This is a genomic window from Pseudomonas sp. HMSC065H01, assembly GCF_001815235.1.
GTDB lineage: Bacteria > Pseudomonadota > Gammaproteobacteria > Pseudomonadales > Pseudomonadaceae > Pseudomonas > Pseudomonas aeruginosa.
This window is the reverse complement of sequence record NZ_KV819916.1, coordinates 22,446-48,753: the sequence shown is the minus strand read 5'-3', so window position 1 is coordinate 48,753 and position 26,308 is coordinate 22,446. Positions and strand designations below refer to the sequence as shown.

General features: G+C 65.7%; 25 protein-coding genes and 5 tRNA genes. 22 read left to right on the top strand and 8 right to left on the bottom strand.

Annotated features, from left to right (window positions below):
- Positions 1-61 precede the first annotated feature (61 nt).
- Positions 62-391 (top strand): ComEA family DNA-binding protein, encoded by a 330-nt coding sequence (locus HMPREF3014_RS25465; protein ID WP_003104586.1) that lies wholly within the window; start codon positions 62-64, stop codon positions 389-391.
- Between the two features lie 72 nt (positions 392-463).
- Here HMPREF3014_RS25465 and HMPREF3014_RS25460 read toward each other — a convergent pair.
- A tRNA-Asn gene (locus tag HMPREF3014_RS25460) sits at positions 464-539 on the bottom strand.
- A gap of 68 nt (positions 540-607) precedes the next feature.
- Entirely contained in the window at positions 608-1,804 is a 1,197-nt protein-coding gene (locus tag HMPREF3014_RS25455) for an amino acid aminotransferase (protein WP_003104588.1), read from the bottom strand.
- Between the two features lie 187 nt (positions 1,805-1,991).
- Here HMPREF3014_RS25455 and uvrB point away from each other — a divergent pair, with 187 nt between their 5' ends.
- Positions 1,992-4,004, top strand: a complete 2,013-nt coding sequence (gene uvrB / locus HMPREF3014_RS25450; protein WP_003104590.1) for an excinuclease ABC subunit UvrB — start codon at positions 1,992-1,994, stop codon at positions 4,002-4,004.
- A 3-nt stretch (positions 4,005-4,007) separates the two neighbouring features.
- On the opposite strand, the gene HMPREF3014_RS25445 is transcribed toward uvrB, so the two are convergent.
- The gene (locus HMPREF3014_RS25445; RefSeq protein WP_003130539.1) at positions 4,008-5,507 is read right to left on the bottom strand and encodes an MDR family MFS transporter; all 1,500 of its coding nucleotides are present in this window, start codon (positions 5,505-5,507) and stop codon (positions 4,008-4,010) included.
- Positions 5,508-5,556: 49 nt separating this feature from the next.
- Positions 5,557-6,591 (bottom strand): HlyD family secretion protein, encoded by a 1,035-nt coding sequence (locus tag HMPREF3014_RS25440; protein ID WP_003091421.1) that lies wholly within the window; start codon positions 6,589-6,591, stop codon positions 5,557-5,559.
- A gap of 102 nt (positions 6,592-6,693) precedes the next feature.
- Here HMPREF3014_RS25440 and HMPREF3014_RS25435 point away from each other — a divergent pair, with 102 nt between their 5' ends.
- From HMPREF3014_RS25435 to HMPREF3014_RS25385, 11 genes are all read left to right on the top strand, one after another.
- Complete coding sequence (locus HMPREF3014_RS25435; protein WP_023087148.1) at positions 6,694-7,614, top strand: LysR family transcriptional regulator; 921 nt, start codon at positions 6,694-6,696, stop codon at positions 7,612-7,614.
- 37 nt (positions 7,615-7,651) lie between these two features.
- A complete protein-coding gene (gene gltX / locus HMPREF3014_RS25430; protein ID WP_003104596.1) occupies positions 7,652-9,136 on the top strand; it encodes a glutamate--tRNA ligase in 1,485 nt (494 codons plus the stop codon).
- A 201-nt stretch (positions 9,137-9,337) separates the two neighbouring features.
- Positions 9,338-9,413: transfer RNA gene (locus HMPREF3014_RS25425), tRNA-Ala, on the top strand.
- A gap of 46 nt (positions 9,414-9,459) precedes the next feature.
- Positions 9,460-9,535, top strand: a tRNA-Glu gene (locus HMPREF3014_RS25420).
- A gap of 93 nt (positions 9,536-9,628) precedes the next feature.
- A tRNA-Ala gene (locus HMPREF3014_RS25415) sits at positions 9,629-9,704 on the top strand.
- Positions 9,705-9,752: 48 nt separating this feature from the next.
- Positions 9,753-9,828, top strand: a tRNA-Glu gene (locus HMPREF3014_RS25410).
- 158 nt (positions 9,829-9,986) lie between these two features.
- Positions 9,987-10,529, top strand: a complete 543-nt coding sequence (locus HMPREF3014_RS25405; RefSeq protein ID WP_003091415.1) for a TetR/AcrR family transcriptional regulator — start codon at positions 9,987-9,989, stop codon at positions 10,527-10,529.
- Between the two features lie 11 nt (positions 10,530-10,540).
- Positions 10,541-11,398, top strand: a complete 858-nt coding sequence (locus HMPREF3014_RS25400) for an alpha/beta fold hydrolase (RefSeq protein ID WP_023087149.1) — start codon at positions 10,541-10,543, stop codon at positions 11,396-11,398.
- A 112-nt stretch (positions 11,399-11,510) separates the two neighbouring features.
- Entirely contained in the window at positions 11,511-12,158 is a 648-nt protein-coding gene (locus HMPREF3014_RS25395) for a bifunctional 4-hydroxy-2-oxoglutarate aldolase/2-dehydro-3-deoxy-phosphogluconate aldolase (RefSeq protein WP_003091412.1), read from the top strand.
- Positions 12,158-12,595, top strand: coding sequence for an acyl-CoA thioesterase (locus tag HMPREF3014_RS25390; protein ID WP_003107647.1), 438 nt, complete (start codon positions 12,158-12,160; stop codon positions 12,593-12,595). Before HMPREF3014_RS25395 ends, HMPREF3014_RS25390 begins: the two co-directional genes overlap by 1 nt.
- Before the next feature lie 92 nt (positions 12,596-12,687).
- Positions 12,688-13,647, top strand: coding sequence for a tRNA dihydrouridine synthase (locus tag HMPREF3014_RS25385; RefSeq protein ID WP_023087150.1), 960 nt, complete (start codon positions 12,688-12,690; stop codon positions 13,645-13,647).
- A gap of 14 nt (positions 13,648-13,661) precedes the next feature.
- On the opposite strand, the gene HMPREF3014_RS25380 is transcribed toward HMPREF3014_RS25385, so the two are convergent.
- Together HMPREF3014_RS25380 and HMPREF3014_RS25375 are read right to left on the bottom strand one after the other, a co-directional pair.
- Positions 13,662-14,408 carry an SDR family oxidoreductase gene (locus HMPREF3014_RS25380; RefSeq protein WP_003091407.1) on the bottom strand — a complete coding sequence of 249 codons (747 nt, stop codon included), beginning with the start codon at positions 14,406-14,408 and terminating at the stop codon, positions 13,662-13,664.
- A gap of 16 nt (positions 14,409-14,424) precedes the next feature.
- The gene (locus HMPREF3014_RS25375; RefSeq protein WP_023087151.1) at positions 14,425-15,228 is read right to left on the bottom strand and encodes a GNAT family N-acetyltransferase; all 804 of its coding nucleotides are present in this window, start codon (positions 15,226-15,228) and stop codon (positions 14,425-14,427) included.
- 157 nt (positions 15,229-15,385) lie between these two features.
- On the opposite strand from HMPREF3014_RS25375, the gene HMPREF3014_RS25370 reads away from it, so the two are divergent.
- On the top strand, positions 15,386-15,835 hold the full coding sequence (locus HMPREF3014_RS25370; protein ID WP_003091405.1) for an Hsp20 family protein: 450 nt from the start codon (positions 15,386-15,388) through the stop codon (positions 15,833-15,835).
- Between the two features lie 43 nt (positions 15,836-15,878).
- On the opposite strand, the gene HMPREF3014_RS25365 is transcribed toward HMPREF3014_RS25370, so the two are convergent.
- Entirely contained in the window at positions 15,879-17,207 is a 1,329-nt protein-coding gene (locus HMPREF3014_RS25365) for an SGNH/GDSL hydrolase family protein (protein WP_070734529.1), read from the bottom strand.
- A 111-nt stretch (positions 17,208-17,318) separates the two neighbouring features.
- Between HMPREF3014_RS25365 and HMPREF3014_RS25360 the strand changes: the two genes are divergently transcribed.
- Both HMPREF3014_RS25360 and HMPREF3014_RS25355 read left to right on the top strand, forming a co-directional pair.
- Complete coding sequence (locus HMPREF3014_RS25360; RefSeq protein ID WP_010793228.1) at positions 17,319-18,230, top strand: LysR family transcriptional regulator; 912 nt, start codon at positions 17,319-17,321, stop codon at positions 18,228-18,230.
- A gap of 79 nt (positions 18,231-18,309) precedes the next feature.
- Positions 18,310-18,687 carry a RidA family protein gene (locus HMPREF3014_RS25355; RefSeq protein WP_003091402.1) on the top strand — a complete coding sequence of 126 codons (378 nt, stop codon included), beginning with the start codon at positions 18,310-18,312 and terminating at the stop codon, positions 18,685-18,687.
- Positions 18,688-18,779: 92 nt separating this feature from the next.
- Here the strand turns inward: HMPREF3014_RS25355 and HMPREF3014_RS25350 are convergent, their stop codons facing one another.
- Positions 18,780-19,673: a LysR family transcriptional regulator gene (locus HMPREF3014_RS25350; protein ID WP_003091401.1), complete on the bottom strand. Its 894-nt coding sequence runs from the start codon at positions 19,671-19,673 to the stop codon at positions 18,780-18,782.
- 162 nt (positions 19,674-19,835) lie between these two features.
- On the opposite strand from HMPREF3014_RS25350, the gene leuC reads away from it, so the two are divergent.
- From leuC to HMPREF3014_RS25320, 6 genes are all read left to right on the top strand, one after another.
- Positions 19,836-21,260 (top strand): 3-isopropylmalate dehydratase large subunit, encoded by a 1,425-nt coding sequence (gene leuC / locus HMPREF3014_RS25345; RefSeq protein ID WP_003091399.1) that lies wholly within the window; start codon positions 19,836-19,838, stop codon positions 21,258-21,260.
- Positions 21,261-21,271: 11 nt separating this feature from the next.
- The gene (leuD, locus tag HMPREF3014_RS25340; protein ID WP_003091398.1) at positions 21,272-21,910 is read left to right on the top strand and encodes a 3-isopropylmalate dehydratase small subunit; all 639 of its coding nucleotides are present in this window, start codon (positions 21,272-21,274) and stop codon (positions 21,908-21,910) included.
- 71 nt (positions 21,911-21,981) lie between these two features.
- On the top strand, positions 21,982-22,743 hold the full coding sequence (locus HMPREF3014_RS25335; RefSeq protein ID WP_003115017.1) for a class I SAM-dependent methyltransferase: 762 nt from the start codon (positions 21,982-21,984) through the stop codon (positions 22,741-22,743).
- Between the two features lie 58 nt (positions 22,744-22,801).
- Positions 22,802-23,884 (top strand): 3-isopropylmalate dehydrogenase, encoded by a 1,083-nt coding sequence (gene leuB / locus HMPREF3014_RS25330; RefSeq protein ID WP_003091395.1) that lies wholly within the window; start codon positions 22,802-22,804, stop codon positions 23,882-23,884.
- A 69-nt stretch (positions 23,885-23,953) separates the two neighbouring features.
- Positions 23,954-25,066, top strand: coding sequence for an aspartate-semialdehyde dehydrogenase (gene asd, locus HMPREF3014_RS25325; RefSeq protein WP_003111187.1), 1,113 nt, complete (start codon positions 23,954-23,956; stop codon positions 25,064-25,066).
- A gap of 101 nt (positions 25,067-25,167) precedes the next feature.
- Complete coding sequence (locus HMPREF3014_RS25320) at positions 25,168-26,178, top strand: aspartate-semialdehyde dehydrogenase (protein ID WP_010793225.1); 1,011 nt, start codon at positions 25,168-25,170, stop codon at positions 26,176-26,178.
- Positions 26,179-26,308: the final 130 nt, after the last annotated feature.

Below are 26,308 nucleotides of genomic sequence, written 5' to 3'. Positions count from 1 at the left end.
TGGTTTCGTGGATGGGCATGAAGCCCTCTACGTGGTCATTCATCTCTGAAGGAGTGCACCCATGCACCTAATCAAATCCGCTCTGCTTCTCATCCTGTTCGCCTGTCTTCCGTTTTCGGCTTCCGCCGCACCGGTCGCCGTCGCCAAGAATCCGCTGGCCGCAACGACACCTGCGACGACCGTGTCGCCGGGGGAGCAGGTCAATATCAATACGGTCGACGAGGCCGCCCTGATACGGGGGCTCAACGGTGTCGGCGAGGCCAAGGCCAGGGCGATCCTCGAGTATCGTGCGGCCCATGGTCCGTTCGTCTCGGTGGATCAACTGCTGGAAGTGAAAGGGGTAGGCCCGGCGTTGCTGGAGAAGAACCGGGCGCGGATCGTCATCGAGTGAGGTGCGACTGAAGGGGCGAACTTTCGTCCCGATAACGAAAAAGCCCCCGGCATGTGCCGAGGGCTTTGAATTTGGCTCCGCGACCTGGACTCGAACCAGGGACCCAATGATTAACAGTCATTTGCTCTACCGACTGAGCTATCGCGGAACAGCGAGGCGTATGTTACTGATTAAAAAGGGGAAGTCAAGCCTCTCCCGATGACTTCCCCATTTTCCCTACAGGACCTGGACGATGGCCTTGGTGATGGTCTCCAGGTTCGATTTGTTCAGCGCGGCGACGCAGATACGGCCGGTGCTGACGGCGTAGATACCGAACTCGGTCTTCAGGCGCTCGACCTGGTCGGCGGTCAGGCCGGAATAGGAGAACATGCCACGTTGGCGACCGACGAAGCTGAAGTCGCGCTTGGCGCCGTGGGCTGCCAGTTGCTCGACCATCGCCAGGCGCATGTCGCGGATGCGGTCGCGCATCTCGCCCAGTTCCTGCTCCCAGAGGGCCCGCAGTTCCGGGCTGTTGAGCACGGAGGAGACGACGCTGGCGCCGTGGGTCGGTGGGTTCGAATAGTTGGTGCGGATCACCCGCTTCACCTGGGACAGCACGCGGGCCGATTCATCGCGGCTTTCGGTCACGATCGAGAGGGCGCCGACGCGTTCGCCATAGAGCGAGAAGGATTTGGAGAACGAGCTGGAAACGAAGAAGCTCAGGCCCGACTGGGCGAACAGGCGCACCGCGGCGGCGTCTTCCTCGATGCCGTTGCCGAAGCCCTGGTAGGCGATGTCGAGGAACGGCACGTGGCCCTTGGCCTTGAGCACGTCCAGCACCTGTTTCCAGTCGTCCAGCTCGAGATCGACGCCGGTCGGATTATGGCAGCAGGCGTGCAGAACCACGATCGAGCGGGCCGGCAGGGCATTCAGGTCTTCCAGCAGGCCGGCGCGGTTCACGCCATTGCTGGCGGCGTCGTAATAGCGGTAGTTCTGCACCGGGAAGCCGGCGGCTTCGAACAGTGCGCGGTGGTTTTCCCAGCTCGGGTCGCTGATGGCCACGGTGGCGTCGGGCAGCAGGCGCTTGAGGAAGTCGGCGCCGAGCTTGAGCGCGCCGGTGCCGCCGACGGCCTGGGTGGTGACCACACGGCCGGCGGCCAGCAGCTCGGACTCGTTACCGAACAGCAGTTTCTGTACGCCCTGGTCGTAGGCGGCGATCCCTTCGATCGGCAGGTAGCCGCGCGGCGCGTGGGCCTCGATGCGGGCCTTCTCGGCAGCCTGCACGGCACGCAACAGCGGAATGCGCCCCTCCTCGTTGTAGTACACGCCCACGCCCAGGTTGATCTTGCCCGGACGGGTATCGGCGTTGAAGGCTTCGTTCAGGCCAAGGATGGGATCACGCGGTGCCATTTCGACGGCAGAAAACAGACTCATTTTGCGGCTGCTCGGAGTGTGAAGAGAGGAGGGCAACGCAACCCGTTATGCGGGGGCGCAAAGGGTTGCGCAAACGGGGGGTTATTATAGACACCCCTTGATGCATGCGGCGACATTTAGGTGCATGCTTTCAGCTATTTCTGACGCCGGATTTTCCTTGGCGTCACAGCTCCCTGCGAGGTTTTTCATGGATACGTTCCAACTCGACTCGCGCTTCAAGCCCGCCGGCGACCAGCCGGAAGCCATCCGGCAGATGGTCGAGGGGCTGGAGGCGGGGCTTTCGCACCAGACCCTGCTGGGGGTGACGGGCTCTGGCAAGACTTTCAGCATCGCCAACGTGATTGCCCAGGTGCAGCGCCCGACCCTGGTCCTGGCGCCGAACAAGACCCTGGCGGCCCAGCTCTACGGGGAGTTCAAGACGTTCTTCCCGCACAATTCCGTGGAGTACTTCGTTTCCTACTACGACTACTACCAGCCGGAGGCCTACGTCCCGTCTTCCGATACCTATATCGAGAAGGACTCCTCGATCAACGACCATATCGAGCAGATGCGCCTGTCGGCGACCAAGGCGCTGCTCGAGCGTCCGGATGCGATCATCGTCGCCACCGTGTCGTCCATCTACGGCCTCGGTGATCCCGCGTCCTACCTGAAGATGGTCCTGCACCTGGACCGCGGCGACCGCATCGACCAGCGCGAACTGCTGCGGCGACTGACCAGCCTGCAGTACACCCGCAACGACATGGATTTCGCCCGTGCGACTTTCCGTGTGCGTGGCGATGTGATCGACATCTTCCCGGCCGAATCCGATCTCGAGGCGATTCGTGTCGAGTTGTTCGACGACGAGGTGGAAAGCCTCTCGGCCTTCGATCCGCTCACCGGCGAGGTGATCCGCAAGCTGCCGCGCTTCACCTTCTACCCCAAGAGCCACTACGTGACCCCGCGCGAGACGCTGCTGGAGGCGGTCGACCAGATCAAGGCCGAACTCAAGGAACGCCTGGACTACCTGCGCAACAACAACAAGCTGGTGGAAGCGCAGCGCCTGGAGCAGCGCACCCGTTTCGACCTGGAGATGATCCTCGAGCTGGGCTATTGCAACGGCATCGAGAACTACTCGCGCTATCTTTCCGGGCGGGCCCCCGGCGAGCCGCCGCCGACGCTCTACGACTACCTGCCGGCCAACTCGCTGCTGGTTATCGACGAATCGCACGTCAGCGTTCCGCAGGTCGGTGCGATGTTCAAGGGCGACCGCTCGCGCAAGGAGACCCTGGTGGAATACGGTTTCCGCCTGCCTTCGGCGCTGGACAACCGGCCGCTGCGCTTCGAAGAGTGGGAGGCGGTGAGTCCGCAGACCATCTTCGTCTCCGCCACCCCGGGCCCCTACGAGGCGGAGCATGCCGGGCGGGTCATCGAGCAGGTGGTGCGTCCCACCGGGCTGGTCGATCCGGAGATCGAGGTACGTCCGGCGATGACCCAGGTGGACGACCTGCTCTCGCAGATCCGCCAGCGTGTGGCCAAGGACGAGCGGGTGCTGGTGACTACCCTGACCAAGCGCATGGCCGAGGACCTCACCGATTATCTCGGCGATCACGACGTGCGGGTGCGCTACTTGCACTCGGACATCGATACCGTCGAGCGAGTGGAGATCATCCGCGACCTGCGCGCCGGTGCGTTCGACGTGCTGGTGGGGATCAACCTGCTGCGCGAAGGCCTGGACATGCCCGAGGTGTCGCTGGTGGCGATCCTCGACGCGGACAAGGAAGGCTTCCTGCGCTCGGAGCGCTCGCTGATCCAGACCATCGGTCGTGCCGCGCGCAACCTGCACGGCAAGGCGATCCTCTACGCCGACAACGTCACCGGCTCGATGCAGCGTGCGATCGACGAGACCGAGCGGCGTCGGGCCAAGCAGATCGCCTTCAACGAAGCCCATGGCATCGTGCCCAAGGGGGTGCGCAAGGACATCAAGGACATTCTCGAAGGCGCCGTGGTGCCCGGCGCGCGCGGCAAGCGCAAGGGCGTGGCCAAGGTGGCGGAGGAGAGCGGGCGCTACGAGAACGAACTGCGCTCGCCGAGCGAGATCAGCAAGCGCATCCGCCAACTGGAGGAAAAGATGTACCAGTTGGCCCGCGACCTGGAGTTCGAGGCGGCGGCGCAACTGCGCGACGAGATCCAGACGCTGCGCGAGCGCCTGGTCAACGTCTGAACCTCAGTGAGCCCCGGCGTCGGCGCGGGCGCCGATGCCGGCCGGCAGCGAGCGGGTCAGCAGCACCGCGAGCATGCTCACTGCGAGCACCATGCCGATGACATGGAAAGCATCGTTGTAGGCCATGATCATCGCCTGCTGGTGGGTGATCTCGCTGAGTTTGCCCAGCGCCGCCTGCTGGCTGCCCAGTTGCGCGGCGAGTTGCGCGAGGCGTTCGTCGACCTGCGGGTTGGTCGGCACCAGGGCTTCGCGCAGATAGTCGAAGTACACCTTGGCGCGACTGTCGAGCAGGGTCGCGAGCAGGGCGATGCCGATGGCGCCGCCGAGGTTGCGCAGGATGTTGAACAGGCTCGAGGCCGAGCCGGCATCCTGTGGCTGCAGGTAGGCGGTGGCGATCAGCGAAATGGTCACCATGATCATCGGCTGGCCGAGGGCGCGCAGTAGCTGGATCTGGTTGAACTGCGGTCCGGCGAAGTCCGGGTTGAGCACCCCGGAGAAGAAGCTGGCAAGGCCGAACAGGCCGAAGCCGGCGGCGCAGAGCAGGCGCGGCGAGACCAGCTTCATCAACTTCGGGACCAGCGGGATCAGGAACAGCTGGGGAATGCCCATCCACATGATCACCTCGCCGATCTGCATGGCGTTGTAGCCCTGGATTTGTGCCAGGTACAGCGGCAGTACGTAGATCGAGCCGTACAGGCCCATGCCCAGACCGATGCTGGAAATGCTCGCGAGGCCGAAGTTGCGGTTGCGCAGGATGCCCAGGTCGATCAGCGGGTTTGGCCGCGACAGTTGCAGGATGACGAACAGGACCAGGCTGAACAGGGCGACGCTGCCGAGGCTGACGATCAGTTGCGACTCCAGCCAGTCCTTGCGGTGACCTTCCTCGAGGAAAACCTGCAGGCAGCCCAGGCCGATGCCGAGGGTGACGATGCCGGCGTAGTCGGTACTCTTCAGCAGTTCCCAATGCGGCGCCTTTTTCTCCAGGCCGTAGAGCAGCCCGGCGATCATCAACAGGCCCGGCGGCACGTTGATATAGAAGATGTATTCCCAGCCGAAGTTTTCCGTCAGCCAGCCTCCCAGGGTCGGTCCGATGGAGGGCGCGAAGGTGGCGGTGATGGCGAACAGCGCCATGCCCTTCGGACGGTGGTGTTCCGGCAACTTGACCAGGGCCAGGGTGAACGCCAGCGGAATCAGCGCGCCGCCGGTGAAACCCTGCATGGCGCGGAACACGATCATGCTTTCCAGGTTCCAGGCGAACGAGCAGAGCAGCGAGGACACCAGGAAGCCCACCGAGATCATCACCGCCAGGCGGCGTGCCGAGAGCAGCTGCACCAGCCAGGCGGTCATCGGGATCATGATGATCTCCGCCACCAGGTAGGAGGTGGAGATCCACGAGCCTTCCTCGAGGGTCGCCGCCAGCGCGCCCTGGATGTCCTTCAGCGAGGAGTTGGTGATCTGGATGTCGAGCACCGCCATGAATGCGCCGAGCATGGCGCTGAGCACCGCGATCCAGTCGCGCCGGGTCGGTTCGCCAAGCGGCCGGGCCAGCGCCTCAGCGGTCACGGAGCTCGACCTCGGCTTCGACGGACATGCCGGGGCGGATGCGGCCATGCAGCGGGTTGTCGGCCTCGAACACGATCTTCACCGGGATGCGTTGCACCACCTTGGTGAAGTTTCCGGTGGCGTTGTCCGGTGGCAGCAGGCTGAACTGCGCGCCGGAAGCGGCGAACAGGCTATCGATGCGGCCGTCGATAGGCGTGTCGGGGAAGGCGTCGAAGGTCAGGCGCGCCTTCTGCCCGTCGCGCATGCGGCCGACCTGGGTCTCCTTGAAATTGGCCTGGACCCAGATGTCTTCGTCCGGCACCAGCGACAGCAAATGGGTACCAACCTGCACGTACTGGCCGTTGCGTGCGCTGCGCTGGCCGACCAGGCCGTTGATCGGCGAATGGATCAGGGTGCGTGACAGGTTGATTTCGGCTTGCGCCAGTTCGGTGCGGGCGCTGGCGATCTGCGCTTCCAGGCGCTTGATCTCGGCGCCCAGGGTGTCGCGCTGGACGCGTTGTGCCTCGAGGTCGGCGCGGGCCTTGGCCAGTTGCGAGCGAGCCACATGGTTGTCGGCGGTGAGGGTGGTGACCCGTTCCTCGGAAACGTAGCCGGGCTTGCGCAGGGCTTCGGCGCGGTTCAGGTCGATCTGTGCGCGGCCGAGGGTTGCCTGGCTGGCGTTGACGTCGGCGGCGCTGGCGGCGATCAGGCTGCCCTGCTGCACCAGCTTGCTGCGCGCCTGGGCCAGTTCCGCCTCGCGGGTGGCCAGCGCGGCCTGGGCGCGCTCGACGGCCAGCTTGAAGTCGGCGTCTTCCAGGCGTACCAGTAGCTGCCCCTTGTCCACGTGCTGGTTGTCGCGCACCAGGACTTCCTCGACCCGCGCGCCCAACTGGCTGGCCACCCGCGTGATCTCGCCCTGGACGTAGGCGTTGTCGGTGCTTTCCACGTGGCGGCCGATGAACCACCAGTGGAGGAAGAAGGCCAGGGCGATCAGGCCGACGGCCACCAGGAAGACGGTCAGGCGACGTTTGAGTTGGGCGGGCATGGGTGGAGTGTTCCGTCGGCAAAATTCGGCCAATCTAGCAGTGTTCCGCCGGACGTTATAGGCGCTACACTTCGGACTCTTTGTTGCTTATAGGGAACAATAATGGGGCTTGATGATGCGCTGATCTTCACCCGCGTGGTGGAGCACCACAGCTTCACCCAGGCCGCGCAGAGCCTGGGCATGCAGAAGTCCACGGTGAGCCGGCGCATCGCCCTGCTGGAGGAGCGCCTGGGCGTGCGCCTGCTCAATCGCACCACCCGCAAGTTGCGCCTGACCGAAGTAGGGCAGGCCTACTACGAGCGCTGCCGGCAGATCATGCACGATTTCGCCGAGGCCGAGCAGGCGGTCATGCAGCTGCAGCAGGCGCCGTCGGGATTGCTGCGGATCACCTCGCCGATAGAGTTCGGCCAGATGTTCCTCGCCAGCCTGCTGGGCGACTTCATGCGCCAGTACCCGCAGATCACCGCCGAGGTCGAGCTGGCCTCGCGCAGCGTCGATCCGCTGCAGGAGGGCGTCGACATCGTGATCATGGTCGGCCAGCCGGAGGATTCCACCCTGGTGGCCCGTCGCCTGCTCTCTACCAGCCGCTGGCTCTGCGCCAGCCCCGACTACCTGGCGGCGCACGGCACGCCGACATCGGTGGCCGAGCTTGCCGGGCATCGCGCGGTCCTTCTGTCCACCGACTCCCAGCGCTACTGGCCGCTTTCCGGAGACAGCCTGCCCTGCCAGCGGGTGCTGTCCTGCAACAACATCACCTTCGCCCGCGAGGCGGTGGTCGCCGGTGCCGGCATTGCCGCGCTACCGGCGCTGATCTGTGCGGAGAGCGTGCACAGCGGGCGTCTGGTGCGTTTGCTGGCGGACGTGCCGTTGCCGGTCGGCGAACTGTATGCGGTCTATCCTTCGCGGCGTTTCCAGGCGATGAAGGTCAAGGCCTTCCTCGATTTCCTGATCAGCCGCCTGCCGGCCGACACCGGTCGTTTACTGGAGCCGGAGGCGGCCCGCCTGATAACATCGCGCCCCTGAATTTCCGTTTTAACTTCCGCTTGGCAAGAGAGTCTCCATGACCACTGTTCGTACTCGCATCGCCCCGTCGCCGACGGGCGACCCGCACGTCGGTACCGCATACATCGCGCTGTTCAACCTGTGCTTCGCGCGTCAGCACGGCGGTCAGTTCATCCTGCGCATCGAGGACACCGACCAGCTGCGTTCGACGCGGGAGTCCGAGCAGCAGATCTACGACGCCCTGCGCTGGCTCGGCATCGAGTGGGACGAGGGCCCGGACGTCGGCGGCCCGCATGGCCCGTACCGGCAGAGCGAGCGCGGGCACATCTACAAGAAGTATTCGGACGAACTGGTCGAGAAGGGCCATGCCTTCACCTGCTTCTGCACGCCCGAGCGCCTCGATGCGGTTCGCGCCGAGCAGATGGCGCGCAAGGAAACCCCGCGCTACGACGGCCACTGCATGCACCTGCCGAAGGATGAGGTGCAGCGCCGCCTCGCCGCCGGCGAGTCCCATGTCACCCGCATGAAGGTGCCGACCGAGGGTGTCTGCGTGGTGCCGGACATGCTCCGCGGCGATGTCGAGATTCCGTGGGATCGCATGGACATGCAGGTGCTGATGAAGGCCGACGGCCTGCCCACCTACTTCCTCGCCAACGTGGTCGACGACCACCTGATGGGCATCACCCACGTCCTGCGCGGCGAAGAGTGGCTGCCGTCGGCGCCCAAGCTGATCAAGCTCTACGAGTATTTCGGCTGGGAGCAGCCGCAGTTGTGCTACATGCCGCTGCTGCGCAACCCGGACAAGAGCAAGCTGTCCAAGCGCAAGAACCCGACCTCTATCACCTTCTACGAACGCATGGGCTACCTGCCGCAGGCGCTGCTCAACTACCTCGGGCGGATGGGCTGGTCGATGCCGGACGAGCGCGAGAAATTCACCCTCGCCGAGATGATCGAGCATTTCGACCTGTCGCGCGTCTCCCTGGGCGGACCGATCTTCGACCTGGAGAAGCTCTCCTGGCTGAACGGGCAGTGGATCCGCGAGCAGTCCGTGGAGGAGTTCGCCCGTGAGGTGCAGAAGTGGGCGTTGAATCCCGAATACCTGATGAAGATCGCTCCGCACGTGCAGGGAAGGGTGGAGAACTTCAGCCAGATCGCGCCGCTGGCCGGATTCTTCTTCAGCGGCGGGGTGCCGCTGGACGCTTCGCTGTTCGAACACAAGAAGCTCGATCCGACCCAGGTCCGCCAGGTCCTGCAACTGGTGCTGTGGAAACTCGAATCCCTGCGCCAGTGGGAGAAGGAACGCATCACCGGCTGCATCCAGGCTGTCGCCGAACACCTCCAGCTCAAGCTGCGCGACGTGATGCCGCTGATGTTCCCGGCCATCACCGGGCATGCCAGCTCGGTTTCGGTGCTGGACGCCATGGAGATCCTTGGCGCCGACCTGTCGCGCTATCGCTTGCGCCAGGCCCTGGAGCTGCTGGGCGGGGCGTCGAAAAAGGAAACCAAGGAATGGGAGAAGATCCGCGACGCCATTCCCGGCTGACCGGCTTTCTTCTACAGTCGATGACGAGGCCCGCCCAGTTGCGGGCCTCGTTTTTTGGGGAGGGGAGGTAAGTGATTGTTCTTCCGGTAAAATTTTTTAGGTTTCGATGAAAAATAATGTTGACAGCCTCAAGCCTCACCCTTAGTATGCGCCCCGTCTTCACGACGAACTCAACGAAGTGAAGCGATCCAGCGGTACTTTGGGGCTATAGCTCAGCTGGGAGAGCGCTTGCATGGCATGCAAGAGGTCGACGGTTCGATCCCGTCTAGCTCCACCACATTCCAAGGCCAGCATCGCTGGCCTTACTTTTCGAAGGTTTCATTGTCCCCTTCGTCTAGTGGCCTAGGACACCGCCCTTTCACGGCGGTAACAGGGGTTCGAGTCCCCTAGGGGACGCCATTTCATGTTCATCCGTCCCAGCAATGGATGAGCGTGTCGATGACCGGAAGGTTGTCGAAGCGATCGGAAGATCGCTCGCCTGATGGCGAATTCGGGGCTATAGCTCAGCTGGGAGAGCGCTTGCATGGCATGCAAGAGGTCGACGGTTCGATCCCGTCTAGCTCCACCAAATTGCCGGGAATACGCGGTTGGTTTTGCGGATTCCTACGAAGGTTTCGTCCCCTTCGTCTAGTGGCCTAGGACACCGCCCTTTCACGGCGGTAACAGGGGTTCGAGTCCCCTAGGGGACGCCACTTTTTCCCGCTCTGCGGGGCTCTATAGGGCCATTCCGAATTGGAATGGCCCTTTTGTTTTTTCCCTTTTCGAATTTCCTGACAGACGGTCCGGCCGTACGCTTGCCGATTTTTATTATGCATATAATATTTCATCCATAATATTTTCGGAGCCCGTCATGAGCGACAAGAAAACCCAGACCCGTGCCCGCATCCTCGGTGCCGCCACCCAGGCCCTGCTCGAGCGGGGCGCCGTCGAGCCTAGCGTCGGGGAAGTGATGGGCGCGGCGGGGCTCACCGTCGGCGGCTTCTATGCCCACTTCCAGAGCAAGGATGCGCTGATGCTCGAGGCTTTCGAGCAATTGCTCGGCAAGCGCCGCGAACTGCTCGGTGAACTCGACCCCGGATTGTCGGGAAAGGAGCGTCGGGCCTTGGCGGCCGCCTTCTACCTGTCGCGCAAGCATCGGGACGCACAGGTCGACGCCGGTTGTCCGCTGCCGGCGACCCTCGCCGAGGTGGCGCGCCTGCCGGAGGGGTTTCGCGAGGTCTTGAGCAGGCATGTCGAGATCATGGTCGCCAGCCTGGCGGAAAGTCCCGAGGAAACCGACGTCGCCCTGGCCGACCTGGTGTTGATGATTGGCGGTTTGGCGCTGGCCCGGGCATTGGGGCCGGGCGAGCTGTCCGACCGGGTTCTGCGTGCCGCCAAGCAGGCGGTGAACTGAGGAGGTACGAGATGAGCAGCCTGACCTGGATTCGCGGTTTCAACGGGACGATCGGCCGCATCGCGCCGCGTTGGACGGCCGAGCGTATGCGTCGGGCGTTCATGATGCCTGGCGAGTGGCCGCCGAAGGATTGGGAGCTGCCGCTGCTGGCCAGCTCGGAGCGCGTCACTCTGCGCTTCGGGCTGTCGGTGTTGCGCTGGGGCGAGGGGCCGGCAGTCCTGCTGCTGCATGGCTGGGCCGGCAGGCCGACACAGTTCGCCCATCTGATCGAGCAACTGGTTGGCGCGGGTTATTCGGTGTATGCCCTCGATGCGCCGGCCCATGGCCGCTCGCCGGGCAGGGAGGCGAACGTGGTGCTGTTCGCCCACGCCTTGCTGGAGGCCGCTGGCGAGTTGCCGCCGCTGCGTGCGGTGGTCGGTCATTCCCTGGGTGGCGCGGCGGCGTTGCTGGCGGCCCAGATGGGGCTGCGCAGCGAAGCGCTGGTGACGGTCTCAGCGCCGTCGCGGATTCTCGAACAGTTGCGCCTGTTCGCTCGTTTCGTCGGTTTGCCGGCCCTGGCTCGCTCGCATTTCATCCGCCTGGTCGAGCGTCAGGCGGGCGTATCCGCGGCGTGCCTGGATGTGGCGCGCTACCGTCTGGAAATGCCCGGACTGGTGGTGCATGCCGACGACGACCCGCGCGTAGCGGTGGAAAATGCCGAGCGCATCCATGCCGCCTGGCCGGCCAGTCGCTTGCTGCGCCTGCCGGGCGGCGGCCACCACCGACTGCTCGGCGAGCGCAGGCTGAGCGAGTCGCTGCTGGCGCTGCTCGAGGAGCGTCCGGCGATGCGCGCTTGCCGGCGCGTGGAAAAGACGGCGAGCGCTTCCTGAGGCGCGTAGCAGAGGGGTTGTCGTTGTCCTGACCTCGGTTCTTCGGTAAAAAGCGCTGTGGCCCGCGCGGAGCGATCCGGCGGGGCGAGCCGTTTCGAATCGAGGAATGCCCATGACATTGCCGCTGGATCGGGTCCTGCTGCAGGCCAGCCCGGTATTGCCGGTGCTGGTGATCGAGGACGTGGCGCTGGCGCCCGACCTGGCGCGCGCGTTGTATGCGGGCGGCGTCACGGTGCTGGAAGTGACGCTGCGCACGCCGCAGGCGCTGGACGCGATCGCCGCCATCCATCGCGAGGTGCCCGAGGTCCTGCTGGGGGCGGGTACCCTGATTCACACCGAGCAGTTTCTCGAGGCACGCGACGCGGGCGCGCAGTTCGCCGTCAGCCCCGGATGCACGCCGCGCCTTGCCGCCGCCGCGGAGGATGCCGGCCTGCCATACCTGCCCGGGGTGATGACGCCTTCGGAAGTGTTGCTGGCGCTGGAGTACGGTTATCGCTCGCTGAAGCTGTTCCCGGCCGATGGCACTGCCAGCGTGAAAATGCTGAAAAGCCTGAAGGGGCCGTTCACCGGCATCCGCTTCTGCCCGACCGGCGGGGTCAACCTGGACAACCTGCTGAATTTCCTCCGCCTGCCCAATGTCGCCTGTGTCGGCGGCACCTGGCTGGCGCCGCCGAGCCTGATCCGGGCGCGGGCCTGGGATCAGATCACACAACTGGCCAGGGAAGCGCGCGAACTGGCCGGCAGCCTGGAGCAGCATTGATGAATTGGGACTACGCCGATCCGTTCGTGATCGACCTCAGGGTCCTCGCCGAGGACATCGACGGGCTCGGCCACGCGAACAACGCCGTCTACGTCAGTTGGTTGGAGCGCTGCGCCTGGCGCCACTCGCAGCGGCTGGGCCTGGACCTGGCCGAGTACCGCCGGCTGGACCGGGCGATGGCGGTGCTGCGCCACGAGATCGACTACCTGGCCGCGGCCTACGAGGGCGACGAACTGCAACTGGCGACCTGGATCGTCGAGTCCGACCAGCGCCTGCGGATGAACCGGCGCTTCCAGTTGGTACGCCCGGCGGATGGCGCCACGCTGCTGCGGGCGCAGACCACCTTCGTCTGCATCGAACTGTCCAGCGGCAAGCCGAAGCGGATGCCGGCGGAGTTCATCGACGGCTACGGCCAGGCTCTGCTCGCCGGGGCCTGACCCGTCGTGCGTCGGCCGGCAGGCATTCGCACTTTGTTCCGGGCGGCGGATTCTCTAGAATCCGCCGCCTGTCATTTTCGAGGTAGTGGTTCGTGCAAATCGCCCTGGCGCCGATGGAAGGTCTGGTGGATGAAATCCTCCGCGACGTGCTGACCCGCGTCGGCGGCATCGATTGGTGCGTCACCGAATTCATCCGCATCACCGATCGCCTGCTGCCGGCCACGGCTTTCCACAAGCTGGCGCCGGAGCTGCGCGACGGCAGCCGGACCCGCGCCGGGACGCCGATGCGTGTGCAGTTGCTCGGCTCCGATCCTGCGTGCCTGGCGGATAACGCCGCGTTCGCCTGTGAGCTGGGCGCCCCGGTGATCGACCTGAACTTCGGTTGTCCGGCCAAGACCGTGAACCGCTCGCGCGGCGGCGCGGTATTGCTCAAGGAGCCGGAGCTGATGCACGACATCGTCGCCGCCGTGCGTCGCGCGGTGCCGAGCGAGATTGCGGTGACCTCGAAGATGCGCCTGGGCTACGACAGTCCCGACGGCGCCCTGGATTGCGCGCGGGCCCTGGCCGACGGCGGCTCGGCCCATGTAGTGGTGCATGCCCGGACCAAGGTCGATGGCTACAGGCCGCCGGCGCACTGGGAGTGGGTGGCGCGGGTGGCCGAGGCGGTGCGCGTGCCGGTGTTCGCCAATGGCGAAGTGTGGACGCTCGACGACTACCTGCGTTGTCGCGAGGTCAGCGGGGTGGAGGACATCATGCTCGGTCGCGGCCTGGTCTCGCGTCCTGGCCTGGCTCGGCAGATCGCCGCCTGGCGCGATGGCGGCGAAATCCACGAGATGCCCTGGAGCGAGCTGTTGCCGCTGCTGCGCGACTTCTGGCTACAGGCCCGGCGCAAGCTCGCCCCGCGCTATGCCCCGGGGCGTCTCAAGCAGTGGCTGGGCATGCTCACGCGCACCTATCCCGAAGCCGTCGAGCTGTTCGCGCGGATTCGCCGGGAAAGCGATTGCGAAGCCATCGACCGGCTGTTGCAGGTGTCGTTCAGCCAGGCGGCCTAGCTTGCGTAGCAGGCCTAGCGGCCGCCGCTGACATCGATGAAGGTGCCGGTGCTGTAGCTGGCTTCGTCCGACGCCAGCCAGAGAATCGCCCGCGCGACTTCCTCCGCCGTACCGCCGCGTCCTAGCGGTATGCCGCCCTTCAGGCGTTCGATACGGCCGGGCTCGCCGCCGCTGGCGTGGATCTCGGTATCGATCAGTCCGGGCCGCACCGCGTTGACCCGGATACCCTCCGCCGCCACTTCCCTGGCCAGCCCGATGGTCATGCTGTCGATGGCGCCCTTGGCGGCGGCATAGTCGATGTATTCGTTGGGCGATCCCAGCCGCGAGGCCATCGAGGATACGTTGACGATGCTGCCGCCGCGCCCGCCGTGGCGGGTCGACAGGCGCTTCACCGCCTCGCGGGCGCAGAGGAAGCTGCCGGTCACGTTGGTCGCGAATACCCTGTGCAGGCGCGCCGCGTCGATGTTTTCCAGGCGCGTCTGCGCTTCCAGCACGCCGGCGTTGTTGACCAGCACGTCGAGGCGGCCGAAACGTTCGTCGATGGCGGCGAACAGCCGCTCGACATCGCCTTCCTCGGCTACGTCGGCCGCCACCGCCAGGGCTTCGCCGCCCTGGCGCTCGATGCGCTGGCGCAGCGCTTCGGCGGCCTCGCGGTTGCGCAGATAGTTGAGGACGACCGCATAGCCGCGTTCGGCGGCGAGCAGAGCGGTGGCGGCGCCGATGCCGCGGCTGGCTCCGGTGATCAGCATGACGTTGCGCATGATGATGCTCCCCAGGTCAGTAGCGAGTGAAGGTCAGGTAGTCGGCGTCCCAGCCCAGGCCCTGCCAGAACAGGTTGGACAGCGGCGCGTCGAGGGCCGATTGCGCGCGGATCAGGCCGGCGCCGCGCGAGCGCAGGGCCTCCTCGGCACTGCCCACCAGTTCCCGGGCCAGGCCCTGGCGACGGGCCTGCGGCAGTACGTAGAGCTCTGCGATCTCTCCCACCCGTGCCTGACCGTCCTCGATCTGCCACAGGTGGGCGAGGACGAAACCGCGGGGATGCTGCTGGGCCTCCGCCAGCCAGAGCAAGCGGTTGCGCGAGGCGGCCAGGAGCAGTGCCTGGATCGCCTGCTGGTCGCCGGCATCCAGGGTTTCTCCGGCTTCGCGGACATTGGCTTGCCAGAGCGCGGCCACCGCGGGGACGTCGTCGCCGCTGGCCAGGCGAACCCGGTGTTGCTCTGGCGTCGCATCGAGCTCCTGGCCGACCCGCAGCAGGTTGCCGTCGGGATCGACCAGGGCGAATTCGCGCATGCCCCAGGGTTGGTCTTCCAGGGCCGTGATGCGTGGAATCCCCTGGCTGCCCAGGCCGAGGGCCACGGCCTGGCGATGCAGTGCCTGGACGTCCTCCAGGCGCAGGTAGGCAGCGCTGCAGTTGGTCTTCGGTTCGAGCGCTTCGAACAGCGACAGGTGCAGCTCCAGGGCGCCGCGCTGGAGGATGGCGTAGGTCGGATAGCGAGCGCCAAGGTGGAAGCCGAGGGACTGGTAGAAGGCGCTGGCGCTGTCCAGATCGCGGCAGGGGAAGGTCGGGATTGCGCGTTCCATGGCGACGGTTCTCGAAAGGATGAGTTTCGATCTGAGCACGACGAACGGTCGTTCTCAAGGCTCTTGAAATACTTCCGACGATCCCTATCTAGTTCGTGCGGGATGCCGAAGACGGGTTCCGCACCAGAGTACTTGCTGATAATTCAGGAGATTCGCAATGAGCAACGCTTTTTCCCTCGCCCCGCTGTTCCGTCATTCCGTAGGCTTCGATCGCTTCAACGATCTGTTCGAGTCGGCCCTGCGCAATGAGGCCGGGAGTACCTACCCGCCCTACAACGTCGAAAAGCACGGTGACGACGAGTATCGCATCGTTATCGCCGCCGCCGGCTTCCAGGAAGAAGACCTGGACCTGCAGGTCGAGCGCGGCGTGCTGACCGTCAGTGGCGGCAAGCGCGAGAAGTCCACGGACAACGTGACCTACCTGCACCAGGGCATCGCCCAGCGCGCCTTCAAGCTGTCGTTCCGCCTCGCCGACCATATCGAGGTCAAGGCGGCTTCGCTGGCCAACGGCCTGCTGAACATCGACCTGGTGCGGCTGGTTCCGGAAGAAGCCAAGCCGAAGCGTATCGCCATCAATGGCCAGCGCCCGGCACTGGACAACCAGTAACCGTCAGCGGTGATCGAAAAAAGGCGCCTTCGGGCGCCTTTTTTCATTTCGTTACGCTATCGGCCCGGGGCTCCGCCGGTAGGCCGTCGGGCACCTCGTCCAGCAGGACGTCGAGGTCGACGGCGGCCGCCATCGCCCGGTTGCCTTCGTCGCTGGGGTGCAGATGGTCGCCGGAGTCGTAGCGCGCGGCGAGCCGCGACGGCTGCTCCGGATCGCGCAATGCCGCGTCGAAGTCGATCACCGCATCGAAGGCGCCGGCATGACGGATCCACTCGTTAACCTGCCTGCGCAGGGCTTCCTTGGCGGGATGGTAATAATCGCTCAACGGCGTGCCGGGCAGTGCGCCCTCGAACGGCGTGAGGGTCGCGCCGACGACCCGGATACCCCGGTTGTGCGCCCGTTCGATCAATTGCCGGTAGCCGGCGATCAGCGCTTCCAGGGTGGGCGGTGCGGCATTCCGGGCGAAAGCGGTACCGGGCCAGGCAATGTCGTTGATGCCGAGCATCACCCCCATGCTGCTTGCGCCTGGCTGGGCCAGTACGTCGCGGTCCAGACGTGCCAGCGCGCTCGCGCCCATGCCGTCGCTCAGCAGACGGGCGCCGGAAATCCCCGCATTGACCACGGCGACGCCATGCGGCGCCAGGCGTTCGGCGAGGAAGTCCGGCCAACGGCTGTTCCGGTCGAGGCTGGCGCTGGCTCCGTCGGTGATCGAGTCGCCGAGCGTCACCAGCGTCCGCGTTGCCGCTTCGGTTTCAACCAGGATACCTGTCAACAGCAGGCGCGCGGTGGTGCTCTGGCTGTCCGCCGCGTCCAGCTGCAATGCGTGGCTTTGGGTCTGCTCGCCGGCGACGATCCAGCCCGTCTGGCGGCCGTCCCAGTGGAAGGTTTCCATGGGCGTGGCGGCCGGCAGGTAGAGACTCACCAGCACCTGCGAGAGCGCGGCCACCGGCATCGCCACCGGATCGCTGAGTAGCGTGGCGCCGGGCGCGATGGTCGCCGTCCGGCGTCCGCCAAAGGTCACGTCATGCAGGCTGCCGGTGGCGACCGCGGCGCGCTCGGAACCCGGTTTGGCCAGGGTGGCCCGGCCGATCCGGATCGGGCGCCTTCCATAGGTATTTGCCAGGACGATGCGCACGCGCGTTCCTCCCAGGCTGATTCGCGCCAATTGCCGCACCGTCTGGTCGTGCAGTTCGGCCGGCACGTTGCTGGGAAACAGGAAGTCCTCAGCCCAGACCGGCTGCGGGCTGGCCTGCCAGCTGGCGGTCCAGGAAGCGGCCGGCGCGGCGCAGGCGTACAACAGGCTCGTCGCGAGCGCGAAGGCCCGGGTTGCGCTGGAGGTCGCGGCGGGAAGTCTTTCGATGGGTCGTTTCATGTCGTTGAATTCAGTGGTTATCCTGTAGCTGATGATGAATTCAAAGATTTAAGGGAAATAGACCGTAGCGGGGAATATCATTTATGAAGCGAAATCATCAGGCAGGGCGCCATGGCCCGGCTTGAAGTCAACCGTTCCGGCGAACTGGAGGTGTTTGCCCGGGTCGTCGAGTCGGGGGGCTTTTCCGCCGCCGCTCGACGTTGCGGCATGACGCCCTCGGCAGTCAGCAAGCTGATCACCCGGCTCGAACAGCGCCTGGGAACCCGCTTGCTGAACCGCTCCACCCGAAAATTGCAACTGACACCCGAGGGATGCGCGTTCTACGAGCGCGGGGTGCGTATCCTGGCCGACCTGGAGGAGGCCGAGCGGTGTGCGAGCGAAAACGCGGCGCCGCGTGGGCGCTTGCGAGTCAACGCCAACGTGCCTTTCGGGCATCACTTCCTGCTGCCGCTGCTGCCCGAGTTCCTCGCGCAGCATCCCGAGGTGACGCTGGATATCGTGCTGACCGATGAGGTCGTCGACATCCTCGAGCAGCGCACCGACGTGGCCGTGCGCGCGGGGCCGCTGAAAAGCTCGAGCCTGGTGGCGCGCAAGCTGGGGAGCACGCGCATGCTGATCGTCGGTGCGCCGGCCTATCTGGCCCGGCATGGCATGCCGGCCACGCCGCAGGCGCTGCTGGGGCACAACCGCCTCGGCGCCAACTATGTGCGAACGCGCTCCGGCTGGCCGCTGCGGGACGCCGGCGAGGAACTCGTGGTGCCGTTGTCGGGCAACGCCCAGGCCAGCGATGGCGAGGCGCTGCGCCGTCTGGCCGTGGCCGGCCTGGGCCTGGCGCGGCTGGCCGCGTTCCAGGTGCGCGAGGACATAGCCGCCGGGCGCCTGATTCCCGTGCTCGAGGCATACAACCCAGGCGACCTGGAGGAAGTCCACGCCGTCTACGTCGGCCAGGGCGGCTATCTGCCGCTGCGCGTGCGGGCGTTCCTGGACTTTCTGGCGGAGCGCGTCGATATGAGCCAGGGTTGATCGCAGTGCTACATGAATACGCCGATTCCGCGGCCGAAAGCTTTTCTTCCTAGCGCTTCATCCACAGGAGGCAATCCAGATGAGCGATGACATCCAGCGTTACCCCAGCAGCCTGCCGTTTCCCTTTTCCCGCGCGGTGCGGGCCGGCGGCTTCCTGTTTCTTTCCGGACAGGTGCCGATGAGTCCGACCGGCGAGGTGGTACGTGGCGATATCCAGACCCAGACCGAAGCGGTGATGGCACGCATCGGCGAGACCCTGGAGAGCTGTGGCGCGCGTTTCGACCAACTGGTGAAGGTCACCGTCTGGCTGTCGGACATGGCCCACTTCGCCGGTTTCAACGAGGTCTACCAGCGTCATGTGCAGGGGGCCTTGCCGGTACGCTCGACGGTGACCGCCGGGCTGGCGCTGGGGGTCGACGTGGAGGTCGAGGTGCAGGCGTGGGTCGGCGAGGGCTGAGTCGCGAGGGCATTGGCATGCAGGTCGGGTGAGCGCTGGCCGCGGACGGCAAAGAGGGGAGGGCCTACCCGTGGCGTCCGACCTGAATCGCTTCAGGCCGCTGGAGTGCCGTTGCCGAATGCCTGTTCGTCGAGCAGGCGCATGAAGGCGCGCGCGGCGTTCGACAGGGTCCGCTCGGTGTGCAGGATATAGCCGAGCTGGCGGCTGAGCTGGATGTCCTGCAGCGGCAGGCGCACCACCTGGTCGTCGAGCATGGTCCGCGGCAGCACGCTCCAGGCCAGGCCGATGGAGACCATCATCTTGATGGTCTCCAGGTAGTTGGTGCTCATGGCGATGTTCGGCGTCAGCCCTTCGGCTTCGAACATGCGCCGCACGATGTGGTGGGTGAAGGTGTTGCCGCCGGGGAATACCGCGGGGTGCTTGGCGACGTCGGCGAGGAACACCGTGCCCTGTCGGGCCAGCGGGTGCTCCGGGGCGGCGACGAAGTCCAGCGGGTCGTCCCACACCGGGACTGCGCGCACCGGTTCGGCGGTTTCCGGGGCCAGGGTGATCACCGCCAGTTCCGCACGACCATGAAGGATCTCCTCGTAGGCCACTTCCGAATCCAGGAACTGGATATCCAGCGCCACCTGCGGATGCGCCCGGGTGAAGGCGCGCAGCAGCGGCGGCAGGCGATGCAGGCCGATGTGGTGGCTGGTGGCCAGGACCAGCCGGCCGCTGACCTCGCCGGTGAGGTTGTTCAGCGCCCGGCGGGTGTCGTCGAGCACGTTGAGCAACTGGTAGGCGCGCGGCAGCAGGGCGCGGCCGGCCTCGGTGAGGTTGACCTCGCGGCCGACCCGGTCGAACAGCCGGGCATTGAGCTGCTGTTCGAGGGCGGCGATGCGCTTGCTCACCGCCGGTTGGGTCAGGTGCAGGCGCTCGCCGGCTTCGGAGAAGCTGCCGGTCTCGGCAATGGCGATGAAGGTGTTGAGGCTGTTCAGGTCCATTGCGGGCCTCCGCTGGTTTCGGCTGCCCGGAGCTTAGCGCCAATGGATTCCTGTTGGGAATGCTTTGGATGAAAAATATGAATTTGAGTTATTCGTAGACAAGCCATAGGATCATCCTCACAAGCCCTGTGGGCATAGAAATGAGCTGATGAGGAAATCCCGATGGCCGGCAAGACCCTCTACGACAAACTCTGGGACATGCACCTGGTCAAGCAGCGCGACGACGGTTCGGCGCTGATCTACATCGACCGCCATATCCTGCACGAAGTGACCTCGCCGCAGGCCTTCGAGGGTCTTCGCCTGGCCGGGCGCAAGCCGTGGCGGATCGACGCCAACATCGCCACCCCGGACCACAACGTGCCGACCACCCGCACCGAGCGCAAGGGCGGCATCGCCGCCATCGCCGACGAGGTCTCGCGCCTGCAGGTGCAGACCCTCGACGAGAACTGCGACGACTTCGGCATCACCGAATTCAAGATGAACGACGTGCGCCAGGGCATCGTCCATGTGGTCGGTCCGGAGCAGGGCGCGACCCTCCCGGGGATGACCGTGGTCTGCGGCGACTCGCACACTTCCACCCACGGCGCCTTCGGCGCGCTGGCCCACGGCATCGGCACTTCCGAGGTAGAGCATGTGCTGGCGACCCAGTGCCTGGTGGCGAAGAAGATGAAGAACATGCTGGTCAAGGTCGAAGGCAGGCTGCCGGCCGGCGTCACGGCGAAGGATATCGTCCTCGCGGTGATCGGCAGGATCGGCACCGCCGGCGGCAACGGCCACGCCATCGAGTTCGCCGGCAGCGCCATCCGCGACCTGTCCATCGAAGGGCGGATGACCATCTGCAACATGTCGATCGAGGCGGGCGCCCGCGTCGGCCTGGTCGCCGTCGACCAGAAGACCATCGACTACGTGAAGGGCCGGCCCTTCGCGCCGAGCGCCGAGCAATGGGACCAGGCCGTCGCCTGCTGGCAGGGGCTGGTGTCGGACGCCGATGCCCGCTTCGATACCGTGGTCGAGCTGGACGCCGCGCAGATCAAGCCGCAGGTCAGCTGGGGCACGTCGCCGGAAATGGTCCTGGCGGTGGACCAGAACGTGCCGGACCCGGCCCGCGAGAGCGACCCGATCAAGCGCGGTTCGATCGAGCGCGCCTTGAAGTACATGGGCCTGCGGCCGAACCAGGCGATCACCGACATCCAGCTGGACCGGGTATTCATCGGTTCCTGCACCAACTCGCGGATCGAGGACCTGCGTGCCGCCGCCGAAGTGGCCAGGGGCCGCAAGGTCGCCGCGACCATCAAGCAGGCGCTGGTGGTGCCGGGTTCCGGGTTGGTCAAGGAGCAGGCCGAGAAGGAAGGCCTTGACCGGATCTTCATCGAGGCCGGCTTCGAATGGCGCGAGCCGGGCTGTTCCATGTGCCTGGCGATGAACCCGGACCGGCTGGAGAGCGGCGAACACTGCGCCTCGACCTCCAACCGCAACTTCGAGGGCCGTCAGGGCGCCGGTGGCCGTACCCACCTGGTCAGCCCGGCGATGGCCGCCGCCGCGGCCGTCAACGGCCGCTTCATCGATGTCCGCGAATTGCTCGCCTGAGGAGAACCGAGATGAAACCCTATACCCAGACGACCGGTCTCGTCGCTCCGCTGGATCGCGCCAACGTCGATACCGATCAGATCATTCCCAAGCAATTCCTCAAGTCGATCAAGCGCACCGGCTTCGGCCCCAACCTGTTCGACGAATGGCGCTACCTGGATGTCGGGCAGCCGGGACAGGACAACTCGAAGCGTCCGCTGAACCCGGACTTCGTCCTCAACCAGCCGCGCTACCAGGGCGCCAGCGTACTGCTGGCGCGGGAGAACTTCGGCTGCGGCTCGTCTCGCGAGCACGCGCCCTGGGCGCTGGACGAGTACGGTTTCCGCACGGTGATCGCACCGAGCTATGCCGACATCTTCTTCAACAACAGTTTCAAGAACGGCTTGCTGCCGATCATCCTGCCCGAGGCCGAGGTGGACGAACTGTTCCGCCAGGTCGAGGCGAACGAAGGCTACCAGTTGTCCATCGACCTGGCGGCGCAGACCGTTACCCGTCCTGATGGCAAGGTGCTGGGTTTCGAGGTCGACCCGTTCCGCAAGCATTGCCTGCTCAACGGCCTCGACGACATCGGCCTGACGCTGCAGGACGCCGATGCGATCCGTGCCTTCGAGGACGGCTACCGCCAGCAGCAGCCCTGGCTGTTCCGCTGAGCGCCACGCGAGTCCCCTTGCCGGGCGCATCCTGGGTAGGGTGCGCCCGGTTTTTCTCCCGGAGTAGGTTCATGAGCGACCACGATGACGTTGTCCAGCGCCAGTTCGGCGCCCAGGCTTCGGCCTACCTGAGCAGCGCCGTGCATGCCCAGGGCGAGGAATTCGCCTTGCTGCGCGACGCCCTGGCCGGGCGCCCGGAAGCGCGGGTCCTCGACCTGGGCTGCGGCGCCGGCCACGTGAGCTTCCAGGTCGCCGCCCTGGCAGGGGAGGTGGTGGCCTACGATCTTTCCGCCGAGATGCTCGCCGTGGTGGCGCAGAGCGCCGCGGAACGGGGCATGGCGAACATCCGTACCGAACAGGGCAAGGCGGAGAGCCTGCCCTTCGCCGACGGCGAGTTCGATTTCGTCTTCAGTCGCTATTCCACCCATCACTGGCGCGATGTCGGCCTGGCCCTGCGCGAGGTGCGGCGGGTGCTCAAGCCCGGCGGGGTGGCGATCTTCGTCGACGTGGCGGCGCCCGGGCAGGCCTTGCCGGACACCTTCCTGCAGACCGTCGAGCTGCTCCGCGACACCAGCCATGTGCGCAACTACTCGCCGGCCGAGTGGGCGCGCCTGAGCGGCGAGGCGGGCTTGCTGGTAACCGGAAGCCGGCGCCAGCGCCTGCGCCTGGAGTTCCAGTCGTGGGTCGAGCGGATGCGTACGCCGGAGGTGTTCCGCCAGGCGATCCGCAGCCTGCAGCTGGCGGTGGGCGAGGAAGTCAGGGAGTATTTCGAGATTGCCGACGACGGCTCGTTCAGCACCGACGTGCTGGTGCTGTGGCTGCGTCGGGAGTGACGGTTCGATCGCGGCGGCGCATGCCCGCCGTTCAATGAATGAAGGACAAGAGGGTTTTATGAGCAAGCAGATCCTGGTTCTCCCCGGTGACGGTATCGGCCCGGAAATCATGGCGGAAGCGGTCAAGGTGCTGGAACTGGCCAACGACAGGTTCCAGCTCGGCTTCGAACTGGCCGAGGACGTCATCGGTGGCGCGGCCATCGACAAGCACGGCGTGCCGCTGGCCGACCAGACCCTGCAGCGCGCGCGCCAGGCCGATGCGGTGCTGCTGGGCGCGGTAGGAGGGCCGAAATGGGACAGGATCGAACGCGATATCCGTCCCGAGCGCGGTCTGCTGAAGATTCGTTCGCAACTGGGCCTGTTCGCCAACCTGCGTCCGGCCATCCTCTACCCGCAACTGGCCGCGGCCTCCAGCCTGAAGCCGGAAGTGGTCGCCGGGCTGGACATCCTCATCGTCCGCGAACTGACCGGCGGCATCTACTTCGGCCAGCCCCGCGAACAGCGCGTGCTGGAGAACGGCGAGCGCCAGGCCTACGACACCCTGCCGTACAGCGAGAGCGAAATCCGTCGTATCGCCCGCGTCGGTTTCGACATGGCCCGCGTACGCAACAACAGGCTCTGTTCGGTGGACAAGGCCAACGTCCTCGCCTCCAGCCAGCTGTGGCGGGAAGTGGTGGAAGAGGTGGCGAAGGACTACCCGGACGTCGAGCTTTCCCATATGTACGTGGACAACGCCGCCATGCAGCTGGTGCGCGCGCCCAAGCAGTTCGACGTGATGGTCACCGACAACATGTTCGGCGACATCCTGTCGGATGAGGCTTCCATGCTGACCGGTTCCATCGGCATGCTGCCTTCTGCCTCGCTCGACGCGAACAACAAGGGCATGTACGAACCCTGCCACGGTTCCGCCCCGGACATCGCCGGTCAGGGCATCGCCAACCCGTTGGCGACCATCCTCTCGGTCTCGATGATGCTGCGCTACAGCTTCAGCCAGGCGACCGCCGCCGACGCCATCGAGCAGGCGGTGAGCAAGGTCCTCGACCAGGGGCTGCGCACCGGCGACATCTGGTCCGAAGGCTGCCGCAAGGTCGGCACCCGGGAAATGGGCGATGCCGTAGTCGCGGCACTCAAGAATCTGTAATCTGACGGGCTTGGCCGGCGCCATGATGGCTGCCGGCCAGCTCACTTCTCTCATATAGGTGTAGTTGCGATGAAGCGTGTAGGTCTGATCGGTTGGCGCGGGATGGTGGGTTCCGTACTCATGCAGCGGATGCTGGAAGAGCGGGACTTCGACCTGATCGAGCCGGTGTTCTTCACCACGTCGAACGTCGGTGGCCAGGGCCCGGAAGTGGGCAAGGACATCGCTCCGCTGAAGGACGCCTACAGCATCGACGAGCTGAAGACCCTCGACGTGATCCTGACCTGCCAGGGCGGCGACTACACCAGCGAAGTATTCCCCAAGCTGCGCGAGGCCGGCTGGCAGGGCTACTGGATCGATGCCGCCTCCAGTCTGCGCATGGAAGACGACGCGGTGATCGTCCTCGACCCGGTCAACCGCAAGGTCATCGACCAGGCTCTGGACGCCGGCACCCGCAACTACATCGGCGGCAACTGCACCGTCAGCCTGATGCTGATGGCCCTGGGCGGGCTGTTCGACGCCGGCCTGGTCGAGTGGATGAGTGCCATGACCTACCAGGCCGCCTCCGGCGCCGGCGCGCAGAACATGCGTGAACTGCTCAAGCAGATGGGCGCCGCCCATGCATCGGTGGCGGATGACCTGGCCAACCCGGCCAGCGCGATCCTCGACATCGACCGCAAGGTGGCGGAGACCCTGCGCAGCGAAGCCTTCCCCACCGAGCATTTCGGAGCGCCGCTGGGCGGCAGTCTGATCCCCTGGATCGACAAGGAACTGCCCAACGGGCAGAGCCGCGAAGAGTGGAAGGCCCAGGCGGAGACTAACAAGATCCTCGCCCGCTTCAAGAACCCGATCCCGGTCGACGGTATCTGCGTGCGCGTCGGCGCCATGCGTTGCCACAGCCAGGCGCTGACCATCAAGTTGAACAAGGATGTGCCGCTGACCGACATCGAGGGCCTGATCAGCCAGCACAATCCCTGGGTCAAGCTGGTGCCGAACCACCGCGAGGTAAGCGTGCGCGAGCTGACCCCGGCCGCCGTCACCGGCACCCTGAGCGTTCCGGTCGGGCGCCTGCGCAAGTTGAACATGGGCTCCCAGTATCTCGGCGCCTTCACCGTCGGCGACCAGTTGCTGTGGGGCGCTGCCGAGCCGCTGCGGCGCATGTTGCGCATCCTGCTGGAGCGCTGATCGATCCGGCGCCGTCCGCAATGGGCGGCGCCTCGATTGCCTGGGCGAAGGTGGGCAAGTAAAGTGCCACGCCTATTTCGCAGACCGCCGAGGCTTTTCCCATGTCCCAGCCCCTCAATGTCGCAGTCGTAGGCGCCACCGGATCGGTTGGCGAGGCTCTGGTCGGTCTCCTCGACGAACGCGACTTCCCGCTTCATCGTCTGCACCTGCTGGCCAGCGCCGAGTCGGCCGGGCAGCGCATGGGTTTCGCCGAAAGCAGCCTGCGCGTCGGCGATGTCGATAGCTTCGATTTTTCCGGTGTCGGCCTGGCCTTCTTCGCCGCGGCAGCCGAGGTGTCGCGTGCCCATGCCGAGCGCGCCCGCGCGGCGGGTTGTTCGGTGATCGACCTGAGCGGCGCCCTGGAACCGAGCGTCGCACCGCCGGTCATGGTTTCGGTGAATGCTGAACGCCTGGCCTCGCAAGCGGCGCCGTTCCTTTTGTCCAGTCCTTGCGCCGTAGCCGCCGAACTGTGCGAAGTGCTTGCGCCACTCCTGGCCACGCTGGATTGCCGGCAACTGAACCTGACAGCCTGCCTCTCCGTCTCCAGCCTGGGGCGCGAAGGGGTCAAGGAACTCGCCCGGCAGACCGCCGAACTGCTCAATGCGCGCCCCCTGGAGCCGCGTCTCTTCGACCGCCAGATCGCCTTCAACCTGCTCGCGCAGGTCGGAGCGGTGGATGCCGAGGGACACAGCGCGATCGAGCGGCGCATCTTCGCGGAGGTGCAGGCCTTGCTTGGCGAGCGTATCGGACCGTTGAACGTTACCTGCATCCAGGCGCCGGTATTCTTCGGCGATAGCCTCAGCGTGACCCTGCAGTGCGCGGAACCGGTGGACCTGGCCGCAGTGACGCGGGTCCTCGATGCGACGAAAGGTATCGAATGGGTCGGCGAGGGCGATTATCCGACGGTGGTCGGCGATGCCCTCGGCCAGGACGAGACCTATGTCGGCCGGGTGAGGGCGGGGCAGGCTGATCCCTGTCAGGTCAATTTGTGGATTGTGTCTGATAATGTGCGAAAAGGTGCCGCGCTGAATGCCGTGCTCCTGGGTGAGTTGTTGATAAAACACTATCTGTAAAAGATACTTACCCACAGATTTGTAGAATTATTCGAGCTTGTTAATACTGGTTCGATCCGCTGCTGCCGGGGAGCGTCCGTCCATGCATGGCTGGGCGAGCGGACAGCAAGCACCGACGCACTCCCTCTCG

Bases quoted from the DNA above. Each gene is read 5' to 3' on its own strand.
- HMPREF3014_RS25465 (WP_003104586.1), top strand. From the start codon at position 62: ATGCACCTAATCAAATCCGCTCTGCTTCTCATCCTGTTCGCCTGTCTT.
- HMPREF3014_RS25455 (WP_003104588.1), bottom strand. From the start codon at position 1,804: ATGAGTCTGTTTTCTGCCGTCGAAATGGCACCGCGTGATCCCATCCTT.
- uvrB (WP_003104590.1), top strand. From the start codon at position 1,992: ATGGATACGTTCCAACTCGACTCGCGCTTCAAGCCCGCCGGCGACCAG.
- HMPREF3014_RS25440 (WP_003091421.1), bottom strand. From the start codon at position 6,591: ATGCCCGCCCAACTCAAACGTCGCCTGACCGTCTTCCTGGTGGCCGTC.
- HMPREF3014_RS25435 (WP_023087148.1), top strand. From the start codon at position 6,694: ATGGGGCTTGATGATGCGCTGATCTTCACCCGCGTGGTGGAGCACCAC.
- gltX (WP_003104596.1), top strand. From the start codon at position 7,652: ATGACCACTGTTCGTACTCGCATCGCCCCGTCGCCGACGGGCGACCCG.
- HMPREF3014_RS25405 (WP_003091415.1), top strand. From the start codon at position 9,987: ATGAGCGACAAGAAAACCCAGACCCGTGCCCGCATCCTCGGTGCCGCC.
- HMPREF3014_RS25400 (WP_023087149.1), top strand. From the start codon at position 10,541: ATGAGCAGCCTGACCTGGATTCGCGGTTTCAACGGGACGATCGGCCGC.
- HMPREF3014_RS25395 (WP_003091412.1), top strand. From the start codon at position 11,511: ATGACATTGCCGCTGGATCGGGTCCTGCTGCAGGCCAGCCCGGTATTG.
- HMPREF3014_RS25390 (WP_003107647.1), top strand. From the start codon at position 12,158: ATGAATTGGGACTACGCCGATCCGTTCGTGATCGACCTCAGGGTCCTC.
- HMPREF3014_RS25380 (WP_003091407.1), bottom strand. From the start codon at position 14,408: ATGCGCAACGTCATGCTGATCACCGGAGCCAGCCGCGGCATCGGCGCC.
- HMPREF3014_RS25375 (WP_023087151.1), bottom strand. From the start codon at position 15,228: ATGGAACGCGCAATCCCGACCTTCCCCTGCCGCGATCTGGACAGCGCC.
- HMPREF3014_RS25370 (WP_003091405.1), top strand. From the start codon at position 15,386: ATGAGCAACGCTTTTTCCCTCGCCCCGCTGTTCCGTCATTCCGTAGGC.
- HMPREF3014_RS25365 (WP_070734529.1), bottom strand. From the start codon at position 17,207: ATGAAACGACCCATCGAAAGACTTCCCGCCGCGACCTCCAGCGCAACC.
- HMPREF3014_RS25360 (WP_010793228.1), top strand. From the start codon at position 17,319: ATGGCCCGGCTTGAAGTCAACCGTTCCGGCGAACTGGAGGTGTTTGCC.
- HMPREF3014_RS25355 (WP_003091402.1), top strand. From the start codon at position 18,310: ATGAGCGATGACATCCAGCGTTACCCCAGCAGCCTGCCGTTTCCCTTT.
- HMPREF3014_RS25350 (WP_003091401.1), bottom strand. From the start codon at position 19,673: ATGGACCTGAACAGCCTCAACACCTTCATCGCCATTGCCGAGACCGGC.
- leuC (WP_003091399.1), top strand. From the start codon at position 19,836: ATGGCCGGCAAGACCCTCTACGACAAACTCTGGGACATGCACCTGGTC.
- leuD (WP_003091398.1), top strand. From the start codon at position 21,272: ATGAAACCCTATACCCAGACGACCGGTCTCGTCGCTCCGCTGGATCGC.
- HMPREF3014_RS25335 (WP_003115017.1), top strand. From the start codon at position 21,982: ATGAGCGACCACGATGACGTTGTCCAGCGCCAGTTCGGCGCCCAGGCT.
- leuB (WP_003091395.1), top strand. From the start codon at position 22,802: ATGAGCAAGCAGATCCTGGTTCTCCCCGGTGACGGTATCGGCCCGGAA.
- asd (WP_003111187.1), top strand. From the start codon at position 23,954: ATGAAGCGTGTAGGTCTGATCGGTTGGCGCGGGATGGTGGGTTCCGTA.
- HMPREF3014_RS25320 (WP_010793225.1), top strand. From the start codon at position 25,168: ATGTCCCAGCCCCTCAATGTCGCAGTCGTAGGCGCCACCGGATCGGTT.